Genomic DNA, 6,751 nt, shown 5'->3' with positions numbered 1-6,751 from the left:
GCTCGCCGCCGTGGACCGGCCCGCCCAGATCTGCACGGCGGCGACGACCGGTGCGCCGAGCGCGGCGGCCAGCCCGAGTTGCCAGTTGTAGGCGAACATCACGACGACGATCGTCAGCGGCGTCACCGCGGCGGAGATGAACGGCGACAGCAGATGCGCGATGACACCCATCGCGTCGAGCACACCGCGACTGGCCAGCGCCGACACCTCACCGACCCGGCTCGCGCTGTACCAGCCGAGTGGCAGCCGGGCCAGATGGTCGCCGATCCGGTGATACATCCCTTCCAGCAGCGTGGTTCCGCTGCGGAAACCGGCGAGATCGCTGAGATAGCGCAGCACCGCGTAGGCCGCGACCGCGGCGCCGAAGGCGATCAGCCACGGCCTGACCTCGCCGGGATCACTGCCGAACAGGGCGTGCAGGACGGGAACCAGCAGGGCGTAGGACAGTCCTTCGACGATCGCGGTGACCGTCATCAGGGCGACGGTGCGACGCACCGGCCCGGCGTACTCGTGGCCGAGCACGCGCAGCAGCATCCGGATCATCGGCGTTGGTCTCCTCGAGGTCCGTCGGCGAGCGCCGACCGGTGGGCGTGCCAGAGCGCGGCGAACCGGCCGCCTGCCGCCAACAGGTCGGCGGGCCTGCCTCGTTCGACGATCGCGCCGTCGTCCAGAACGACGACGGTGTCGGCATCGGCGATGGTTTCCATGCGGTGCGCGATGACCAGCGTCGTGCGGTCGGCGGCTCCCGCCGCGAGCGCGCGCCGCACCGCCAGCTCGGTCTGCGGGTCGGCGAAGGAGGTCGCCTCGTCGAGGACCAGGACGGAGGTCGCGGCGAGCAGGGCGCGGGCGAGCGAGATCCGTTGCGCCTCACCGCCGGACAGTGTCACCTCCGCGCCGAGCACGGTCTGGTAGCCGTCGGGCAGTTCGACGATGCGATCGTGGATGTCGGCCTGCCTGGCGGCGCGCACCACGTCGTCGAGGTCGGCGTGCGGCACCGCGAGCGCGATATTGTCGGCGATCGTGGCGTGCAGCAGGGTGCTGTCCTGGAAGACGAACGACACCCGGCGGTAGAGCTCGTCGCTGCCGAGCTCGCGCAAGTCGACGCCACCGAGGGTGACCGTGCCGTGGGCCGGGTCGAAGAAGCGCGGAAGTAGTTGGACCAGCGTGGATTTCCCGCTGCCCGACGGGCCGACGAGGGCGGTGGTCGTGCCCGGCTCCAGAATGAGATCGATGCCGCGCAGCACTTCGTGGCCCGCCTCGTAGCCGAATCGGATGTCGCGCAACTCCACTCGATGGCCTGCCGGCGCGACCGGGTGCGCGGGTTCGGGCAGCGGCGGCACGGCCAGCACGTCGGTGATCCGGCCGACGGCGCGCTGGGCGGCCTGCAGGTCGTCGACGCCGTGGCCGAGCAGGGCTGCCACCGGCGCGGTCAGGCCGAGACCGAGCAGGACGAAGGGCAGCAGGTCGGCCGGGGCCATGCCGCCGCTCGTGATCAGCGACGCGCCGCCGATCAGCACGACCAGCAGGACGAACGGCGGCGACAGCGCCAACTGCATGCCCGCGGCGATCACCGACAGTCCACGCACCATCCGGTAGAAGGCGCCGACGAAATCGTCGGTGGCCGTGCGGAATGCGCGATGGGCGCGCCCCGATCCGCCGAACACCTTGACCACCGGGATGCCCCGGACGAATTCGATCACCGAATCCGCGATGCGACCCATGGCGGCGTCGAATTCCTCCTGCTCGCGCAGCCGGGTCGGGGTCATCAGCAGCGGGACCAGGGCCATCGCCAGCACCACCGGGATCAGGGTGATCAGGGTGAGCCGCCAGTCGATGGTGAACAGGTAGACCAGCGACACCAGTGGCACCACGAACGCGGCGACGAGTTCACCGGGAGCGTGGGCGATGAACGGATGCACCGCGTCGACGTCCTCGCCGACGACCTTCGCGAGTTCGCCGGTCCTGCGCTGCCCGAACCAGCCGATCGGGACACGGCCGAGCCGCGCGGCCAGTTGCCTGCGGAACGACAGTTGCACCCGGCCGTCGAGCAGGTGCCCGAGACCGGCGGAGGCCGCGGTGAACACCAGCCGGACGAACAGGCCCGCCGCGCCCGCGAGGACGACGAGCCAGACATGTCCGTGGTCGATCGAAGTGGGCGACAACAATATTCGGCCCAGTTCGACCACCGCCAGCAGCGGCGCCAGGCCCGCGACGGCACCGATGACCTGCAGGACCACCACGGCGGTGAAGCCGCCCAGATAGGGGCGGAGAAGGCCGGCGACGGTCGGTCCCGATGGCGCGGCTTTCGTCGCTGGTGGGGATTCCCGCACCTGCGCCACGTCGGTGATGGTCATGGTCGTTCCTCTCGGGTCTGTGGGGCCGCGCGACGGGCGGCGTACCGAATACTGTGACCTCGCGGTCCGGCGGTTCGCTTTCGGAAACGTGCGGTCGCTCAGCCGAGGACGACCAAGGCGCAGGCGGCGAGGAAGAGTCCTTGCAGGACGGTGCGGGCGGGTAGCGGCATGGTCTTGATGCCCAGATCGGCGCGCGCGGCGCGGATGTTCGCCGGGAACATGACGAACAGCAGCGCGAACAGGCAGGCCGCGGCGAGGCGCGAGGTCGCCGGAATCAACAGGCCGACGGCGCCGGCCAGTTCGAGGACACCGGTCAGGGTCACGAGAGCCGGTGCGCCGGGGAGGCTGGGCGGGACCATCGCGATCAGGGCCTGGCGGCGGGGTTCGACGACATGCGCGCCGGCGGTGAGGGTGAACATCGCCGCCAGTCCCACGGCCACCGCCCGGGGCCAGGAATCCAGCCAGGCGAGGTCGGTGAGCCACCCGAGCAGCCTGGTCAGGGCGGTGACGACGGCGAGAGCGATGAAGGGGGCCATGGGAACTCCTCGAGGCGAACGTCGACTGGCCTGCCGCCAATCTTGACACTGGAAAGATTGTCAGCCACGACGGAACTTGTCAATGACAAGTTTGTGCGTCAGGATCGAGACATGACGAAAACCGGGTATCACCACGGGGATCTGCGGGCGGCGCTGCTCGACTCGGCGGCCGAGCAGATCGCGTCCGAGGGCATCGAGGCCGTGTCGCTGCGGGCGCTGGCCCGCCGGGCCGGGGTCTCACACGCGGCGCCCGCGCATCACTTCGGTGACCGGGCCGGGTTGTTCACCGCGCTGGCGATCGAGGGATTCGACCTGCTGGCAACGGAATTGGCGGCGGCGGGCGAGGATATGCGGGAGGTGGCCCTGGCCTATATCCGTTTCGCGCTGAGCAATCCCGGCCGGTTCGACATCATGTTCCGGCGGGAGGTGTTGCGCGCGGACGATCCCGAGCTGGTGGCGGCGCGGGAGCGATCGGGGGCCGTGTTACGCGCCGGGGTGGCCGAGCTGCAGTCCGGTCAGGAGCCGGAGCGGCAGCGGGCGACGCGGCTGGCCGCGTGGTCGCTCGTGCACGGGTTCGCGACGCTGTGGCGGGAGGGTGCGCTCGACGGGTCCGAGCTGGCGACCTCCGCGGACCCGGAGCGGATCGCGCGCGAGATGCTCGCGACGGTGGTCTTCGACTGAGCCGGTGACGATCCGGACCGCCGCCCGGCGACGGCGGGCGCGTGATGCCGATACCCTGGCAACGGTGACCGTCGGTGCGCTTTCGGAAACGCGCGGTCCGGCGCGGTCGCCGGTGGTGTGGATGCGGCCGGGGCACGTGGGCTATGTCGGGCCCGAGCTCGGCGTGGACCTGCACGCGCCCTCGGTGGCGGTGCTCAGTGTCGGCCTGGACGGGCCGTTCGTCCTCGACACCGCCACCCACGGCGAGATCCACACCGTCAGCTCCTTCGCCCCCGCCCGCGCGGTCCATCGGGTCAATGCTCCCGGCGGCTGGATCCTGCTGCTGTGGGTCGATCCCGCCGGTGCGCCCGCGATGACGATCGCCGACGAGATGACCGCCGTCGCCAGACCGTACGGGCTCGCCCACCGACGCGAACGCGAGCTCGTCGAACTGTGCAACGCCACTGTCGTCGAGCCGGAGCGGATCTTCGCCGCCGCGGTCCCGGGCCACACGCCGGTCACCGATCCGCGGATCGCCCGGGCCGCATCCACGATCAACCGCAACCCCAACCAGGTCTACCGGGCCGAGGCGATGGCCGCCGATCTCGGCCTGTCGACGACGCACTTCCTGCGGCTGTTCGCCCGGCAGTGCGGCACCACCTTTCGTGGCTATCAGCGCTGGACCCGGGTCGTCCACGCGATCCGCGACGCCGCCGCGGGCCGCGACCTCACCCGCTGCGCCGTCGACGCCGGTTTCGCCACCCCGTCCCACTTCAGTGAGACCTTCCACGACATGTTCGGCATGTCCGCCTCCGGAGTGCTCCGCTCCGGGGTGCGCTTCGACATCGGCTTTCGGTAGCGCAATGCGCGTCCGGGCCAGGCGCGACGTCACGCGACGCGGTGTCGATCGTCGACGAGGTTGAACACCGATCGGCTCGGCAGGCCGCCGAACAGCTGGGCGATGATGATCGCGGCGCTCGCCTCGAGTAGCCCGCGTGCCGGTACCCGCCTGGATCGCCGCACGGCTTCCTGGCACGCCCGGGCTCTCGTCGGCGTACGATCGAGCACCCTTCTCGCACAAGCATTGTCGGCGTAAACAGGAATGGGGCGGCATGGCGCAGGAACAGGAACCGGACGACTGGCGGAGCGATCGAACCGGCGCCGCGGCGGCGGGGACGAATCCGACGGTGCTGTGCCGGCTGGCCACCGGGTGGGCCGTCATCGGGGATACCCAGCACCTGCCGGGGTATTGCGTGCTGATCTACGACGGTGATGCCGATCAGCTCACCGAGTTGCCGCGGCCGGAGCGGGTCGCGTTCATGGCGGACATGGTGGTCCTCGGCGAGGCAGTGGAACGCGCTTGCCGCGCAACGGATCCGGCGTTTCTGCGGATCAACTACGAGGTGCTCGGCAACACCTGGGGACACCTGCACGGGCATATCCACGCGCGCTACGCCTGGGAGCCCGAGCATCTGCGGGTCGGCCCGGTCCACCTGTACGGTGCGGAACGCTGCGCGCCGGAGCATGCGCTGAGCGCCCGGCACGACGGGCTGCGTGCGGCGATCACCGCGGCGGTGACCGAGATTCTCGCCGCGGGATAAGCGCGGGTCAGCGCGCCGCGGTACCGCCCAGGACCAGCAACTCCGGCAGCGGGTGATCGACGACCGGTGGCGAGGGCCGGACCGACGCGCCGCGGCTCATCACCGTGCAGCGGCGAGCCAGGACGGCACCGCAGGCGTGGATCGTCGTCGTGATCAGGTCCTCCGCGAGGGGCAGGTCGTCCTCGCGGTACCCGTACACCGAAAAGTGCACGGCGCGTGGATCATTCATGGGGTCGGACTGGCAGAGCGCCGCCGCCGGGCAGCTCGACAGCAGCATCACCGCCGTCGCGAAATCGGCATACGGATCGCCGACCTCGATCTCCTGACCCGCCGCGACCGCCGCGAAAAGTGTTCGCAAGCAAGGCTGTTCAGGCACCTCCTGGGCATCCTGAATGCGCGACCAGCGGCACAATGCCGGATGGTCGGCGATGTCGGACCGCGCGTGCCAGCGGCGGCGGCCGCGGTCGAGCAGCCGTGCGGCGGCCGAGTGCCACACCACGGGGTCGTCGATGCGGGCGACGATGCGCAGGCGGCGGCATTCGTCGACGTCGGGCGGGTGGATCGGATCGATCGCGGGGACGGCGGAGCCAGTCGGACGGTGCGTCTGCATGGCGAACTCCTACCGAACGAGGGAACCGAACGAGTGCTGCCCGGTGGCCGAGCCGCGGCGCCACGCGAGCCGGAACGCCCAGGCCGCGGCCACGACGGCGGCGCACACCACGGCCGCGAGCACCACGAGCACGAGCACACCCGAGCGGCCGACTCCGGCGTTGCGGGCGATCAACGCCGAGGCCGCGATGGGCCCCGCGGTGGCGAGAACGGGAATCAGCAAGATCAGGCCTACGGTCACCAGAGCCGACGGCGACATCGACGTTTTCAGTGCGGAAATGCCCTGTCGGGAGATCATCCTGCGCGGCCCCGACTGCCGTGCGACTGTAGCCATTTCCGCCTCTCCGTTACCTGAATGGAACCGAGCGAACCATGGGGTACTAAACCTACAGCCCGAACCTGGGCCACCACGTGATTCGTCACGAAACAGTGATAACCCGAGATGGCTGGTCACTCAGCCGCAAATTGTCTTCCCAGGTCAGGAGCGCATTTGCGGTTAGCGGAGAATTTGCTATCAGTGAATTGCATTCAGATCTCGTAACAATTCCGAGCACCATCGACGGGTGCGCCGGAGAGGAACACCGGCCAGTGCTCACACCGCGCTCACACCGCCCGGAATCGCGCGGCGGGCTCGGGATCTGTTCGGGGTTCCTATTCGCTGTGATGCGACCCGGCACCGAAGCTGCCTTCGAGTCGATTACGCGATCCCGGGTGGATCAGCCGGGCCGCACTGACGAGTCCACCCGAGGACCAGGTGCGGCGCCGGATGAGCAGGCACGGCTCGTCGCGGTCGATGTCGAGCAGCTTGCACTCCTCCCGGCTGGCCCGCACCGCCTCCACGACATGTTCGCCGCGGATCAGCGGCGCGACCTCGCTGAGGTAGGTGTTCGGCGTGACGGTGGTGAAATCCTGGGCCAGGTAGTCGGGCGCCTGGGCCGGATTGACGTAGCGGTCCTCCACCTGAATCGGCACGTCGTCCTCGATGTGCACC

Annotated in this window: 10 protein-coding genes; 3 read left to right on the top strand and 7 right to left on the bottom strand. The window is 70.0% G+C overall.

The window, feature by feature from the left end; all coding sequences use genetic code 11:
- The 3 genes from ACFWPJ_RS20975 to ACFWPJ_RS20965 all read right to left on the bottom strand — a co-directional run.
- On the bottom strand, positions 1-543 hold a 543-nt coding region (locus tag ACFWPJ_RS20975; RefSeq protein ID WP_378853766.1), incomplete at its 3' end, for an ABC transporter transmembrane domain-containing protein.
- The gene (locus ACFWPJ_RS20970) at positions 540-2,354 is read right to left on the bottom strand and encodes an ABC transporter ATP-binding protein (RefSeq protein WP_378853764.1); all 1,815 of its coding nucleotides are present in this window, start codon (positions 2,352-2,354) and stop codon (positions 540-542) included. The genes ACFWPJ_RS20970 and ACFWPJ_RS20975, both read right to left, overlap by 4 nt.
- A gap of 98 nt (positions 2,355-2,452) precedes the next feature.
- Positions 2,453-2,890 (bottom strand): hypothetical protein, encoded by a 438-nt coding sequence (locus ACFWPJ_RS20965; protein ID WP_378853762.1) that lies wholly within the window; start codon positions 2,888-2,890, stop codon positions 2,453-2,455.
- A gap of 111 nt (positions 2,891-3,001) precedes the next feature.
- Between ACFWPJ_RS20965 and ACFWPJ_RS20960 the strand changes: the two genes are divergently transcribed.
- On the top strand, positions 3,002-3,571 hold the full coding sequence (locus tag ACFWPJ_RS20960) for a TetR/AcrR family transcriptional regulator (RefSeq protein WP_378853760.1): 570 nt from the start codon (positions 3,002-3,004) through the stop codon (positions 3,569-3,571).
- 4 nt (positions 3,572-3,575) lie between these two features.
- On the top strand, positions 3,576-4,409 hold the full coding sequence (locus tag ACFWPJ_RS20955) for a helix-turn-helix domain-containing protein (RefSeq protein ID WP_378853758.1): 834 nt from the start codon (positions 3,576-3,578) through the stop codon (positions 4,407-4,409).
- Between the two features lie 29 nt (positions 4,410-4,438).
- Here the strand turns inward: ACFWPJ_RS20955 and ACFWPJ_RS20950 are convergent, their stop codons facing one another.
- On the bottom strand, positions 4,439-4,573 hold the full coding sequence (locus tag ACFWPJ_RS20950) for a hypothetical protein (protein ID WP_378853756.1): 135 nt from the start codon (positions 4,571-4,573) through the stop codon (positions 4,439-4,441).
- Positions 4,574-4,662: 89 nt separating this feature from the next.
- On the opposite strand from ACFWPJ_RS20950, the gene ACFWPJ_RS20945 reads away from it, so the two are divergent.
- Entirely contained in the window at positions 4,663-5,151 is a 489-nt protein-coding gene (locus ACFWPJ_RS20945) for an HIT family protein (RefSeq protein WP_378853754.1), read from the top strand.
- Between the two features lie 7 nt (positions 5,152-5,158).
- On the opposite strand, the gene ACFWPJ_RS20940 is transcribed toward ACFWPJ_RS20945, so the two are convergent.
- The 3 genes from ACFWPJ_RS20940 to ACFWPJ_RS20930 form a co-directional block, all read right to left on the bottom strand.
- On the bottom strand, positions 5,159-5,761 hold the full coding sequence (locus ACFWPJ_RS20940; RefSeq protein WP_378853752.1) for a hypothetical protein: 603 nt from the start codon (positions 5,759-5,761) through the stop codon (positions 5,159-5,161).
- Between the two features lie 9 nt (positions 5,762-5,770).
- Positions 5,771-6,094 (bottom strand): hypothetical protein, encoded by a 324-nt coding sequence (locus ACFWPJ_RS20935; RefSeq protein ID WP_378853750.1) that lies wholly within the window; start codon positions 6,092-6,094, stop codon positions 5,771-5,773.
- A 317-nt stretch (positions 6,095-6,411) separates the two neighbouring features.
- On the bottom strand, positions 6,412-6,751 hold a 340-nt coding region (locus ACFWPJ_RS20930), incomplete at its 5' end, for a UTRA domain-containing protein (protein ID WP_378853748.1).

Source organism: Nocardia sp. NPDC058497 (assembly GCF_042720195.1).
Taxonomy (GTDB): Bacteria; Actinomycetota; Actinomycetes; order Mycobacteriales; family Mycobacteriaceae; genus Nocardia.
This window is presented reverse-complemented; position numbering and strand designations above follow the sequence as displayed.